The 3,366-nt window shown below is 68.3% G+C and carries 1 protein-coding gene; it reads left to right on the top strand.

Annotation, left to right across the window (positions count from 1 at the left end):
- The first annotated feature begins 279 nt into the window (after positions 1-279).
- A complete protein-coding gene (locus VIB55_RS17765; protein WP_331878005.1) occupies positions 280-3,312 on the top strand; it encodes a SusC/RagA family TonB-linked outer membrane protein in 3,033 nt (1,010 codons plus the stop codon).
- Positions 3,313-3,366 lie beyond the last annotated feature (54 nt).

Raw genomic sequence — 3,366 nt, 5'->3', positions numbered from 1 at the left:
TCGTGTATCACCACCGTCTCCAGAACCCTTTACGATGTTGACATTCGGAGTTTGGCAGCTTACGATACAAATCATCCAGCCCGTGTTCCGCCGCACCCCGTCCCACGATCCAGACCGATTCCGCCAAGTGAGCCAGAGAGGCTTCCGGGATTGCTGCTCGTAGGACATTGCTACGCCCCACAAGACGAAGACGGTACCGCTCCGGGCTTCCCCGCTCGCCACACGAAGGCGGCGATCGGGGGTGGATGCACCACTCCCTACCTCTGCGAGGTCACACCCATGGCACTCGGTCGTCAGTTTATCCTCGCGCTCGCCGCCTTCCTCCTTGGGGCGGTGCCGTTGAGCGCGCAGTCGGGCACCGTCACCGGGCGCGTCGTCGAAGGGTCGACGCAGGAGCCGCTGGCCGGCGCCACCGTGTCCTCGGCGGGGCGCAGCAGCGTCAGCGGCACCGACGGCCGCTTCACCCTGCAGGGCGTGCCCGCGGGCACCCAGACGGTAACGGCCACGCGCATCGGCTACGGCACCGTTTCGCGCACGGTGACGGTGGCCGCGGGCCAGACGGCCACGGTGGAACTGTCGCTGTCGTCGCAGGCCGTGCTGCTGGAGAGCGTGGTGGCCATCGGCTACGGCGAGCGCCGCATCCGTGACGTTACGGGCTCGGTGGCGCCGGTTTCCGAAGAGCAGTTCAACACCGGCCGCGTGGTGAGCCCCGATCAGCTGATCCAGGGCAAGGTGGCCGGCGTGCAGGTGGTGAGCACCGGCGAGCCGGGCGGCGGCAGCAGCATCCGCATCCGCGGCGGCACCTCGGTGAACGCCAGCAACGAGCCGCTGATCGTGGTGGACGGCGTGCCGCTTCAGCCCGGCGGCGGGCTGTCGGCGGGGCGCAACCCGCTGAACTTCATCAATCCGCAGGACATCGCGCGGATGACGGTGCTCAAGGACGCCTCGTCCACCGCCATCTACGGCTCGCGCGGCGCCAACGGCGTGATCATCATCGAAACCAAGACCGGCTCCTCCTCCGGTCCGCAGTTCCACTACGGCAGCTCCGTGTCGTCGTCCACGGTCACCCGCTCGCCCGAGCTGCTGAGCGCCGCCGACTTCCGCGCCGCCGTCACGCAGTACGCCCCCGGCCGCGTGGGCTTCCTGGGCAGCGCCAACACCGACTGGCGCGGTGCGGTGGAGCGTGACGCCGCCGGCCAGGAGCACGAGCTGGCCATGTCGGGCGCGGCCGAGAACCTGAACTACCGCCTGTCGCTGAACTACCTGGACCAGCAGGGCGTGCTGCGGGGCTCCGACACCGAGCGCGTGTCGGCCGCGGTGAACTACAACCACCGCATGTTCGGCGACCGCCTGAACGTGCGCGCCAACGTCCGCGGCGCCCGCACCGACGACGTCTTCACGCCGGGCGGGGTGCTGGGCAGCGCCACCGTGTTCGACCCCACGCAGTCCATCCAGACCGCCACCGGAGGGTTCTACGAGGCCACGGCGTTCCCGCTGGGCCCCAACAACCCGCTGGCCGAGCTGGCGCTGGCCGTGGACCAGGGCACCACCTACCGCAGCGTGGGCAGCATCGAGGGGCAGTACCGCATGCCCTTCCTGGAAGGGCTGTCGAGCACCCTGCGGGTGGGCTACGACGTGGCCAAGTCCGAGCGCCGCCGCTTCTTCCCCAGCGTCATGCAGTCGCAGGTGGAGAACCGCACTACCTGCCAGCGCGCCGCGACGGACCCGCCCTGCCCCACCGGCTTCGTGGACCGCAGCAACCCCAGCGAGACGGCGGGGCTGCTGGAGGCGTTCGCCAACTACACCACCCGCCTGGCGGCGCTGAACAGCGACGTCGACGCCACGGCCGGCTACTCGTACGAGAGCTCGCGCGGCGACCGCCCGTACTTCTACGCGCGCGGCCTGAGCACCGACCTGCTGGGCACCAACGGCATTCCCACCGCGGTGGAGAACGTGTCGCGCGTGGACGTGGACGAGAGCAAGCTGGCTTCCTTCTTCGCCCGCGTGAACTACACCCTGGCCGACCGCTACCTGCTGACGCTGAGCGTGCGCCGCGACGGCTCGTCGCGCTTTGCCCCGGGCAACCAGTGGGGCACCTATCCCGCGGCGGCGCTGGCGTGGCGCGTGGGCGACGAGGCGTTCATGGACGCGTTCGGCTGGATGTCGGACCTGAAGCTGCGCGCTTCGTGGGGCATCAACGGCAACCAGTCCATCGGCAACTACCTGTGGGTGCCCAACTACCGCATCGGCGACGCCTTCACCCAGGCGCAGTTCGGCGACCAGTTCATCACCACCATCCGCCCCACGGCGGTGGACCCCGACATCCAGTGGGAAGAAACCACGTCGTACAACCTGGGCCTTGACTACGGCCTGTTCGACGACCGGCTGACGGGCTCGGTGGAGTACTACACCAAGGACACCGAAGACCTGATCTTCACCGTCCCCGTGGCGGCGGGCACGTACGTTTCGAACTTCGTGACCACCAACGTGGGCAGCGTCCGCAACGAGGGCGTGGAGTTCAGCCTGAACGCGCAGGTGCTGGATGCGCCCCGCGGCGGCTTCACCTGGAACGCCAGCTTCAACGCGGCGCGCAACAGCAACCGCCTGCTGACGGTGAACCCCTTCGGCGGCGGCGCCGAGCAGATCCTGGTGGGCGGCATCGCCGGCGGCGTGGGCGCCAACATCCAGGTGCTGCAGCCCGGCTCGCCCGTGAACTCGTTCTTCGTGTACCGGCACAAGCGCGACGCCAGCGGCAAGCCGGTGTACGCCGACACCGACAACAACGGCACCATCAACGACCTCGACCTGTACGAGGACGTGAACGGCGACAAGAACATCACCTTCGACGACCGGGTGGCCATGCACGACCCGGCGCCGGACTGGACCTTCGGACACACCTCGAACATCGGCTTCCGCAACTTCGACCTGGGCTTCACGCTGCGGGCGCAGACGGGCAACTTCGTCTACAACAACCTCGCCTCCAGCCAGGGCTACTACAACGCCCTGAACGCCGCCGGCGGCTTGGTGAACCTGCACTCGTCGGTGCGCGAGTACGGCTTCCGCGACCCGCAGTACTACTCCGACGTGTACGTGGAGGACGCCTCGTTCCTGCGGATGGACAACCTGACGCTGGGCTACACGATCCCCGAGTTCCGCGGCGTGCAGCAGATGCGCCTGTTCGGCACCGTGCAGAACGTGTTCACCCTCACGGGGTACAGCGGCGTCGACCCCGAGGCGGGGCTGAACGGCATCGACCTGACCATCTACCCGCGCTCCCGCACCCTGACGGCTGGCATCAGCTTCGGGTTCTGAACCGCGCCGGCGTGAACTCAACGCATAGACGAGGACTGATACAGCCATGAACAT

It is taken from the genome of Longimicrobium sp. (assembly GCF_036554565.1).
Classification (GTDB): domain Bacteria; phylum Gemmatimonadota; class Gemmatimonadetes; order Longimicrobiales; family Longimicrobiaceae; genus Longimicrobium.
The sequence above is the reverse complement of the archived record's forward strand: the minus strand, read 5'-3'. Positions and strand labels throughout refer to the sequence as shown.

Coding starts and splice junctions, on each gene's coding strand:
- VIB55_RS17765 (WP_331878005.1), top strand. CDS start 280: ATGGCACTCGGTCGTCAGTTTATCCTCGCGCTCGCCGCCTTCCTCCTT.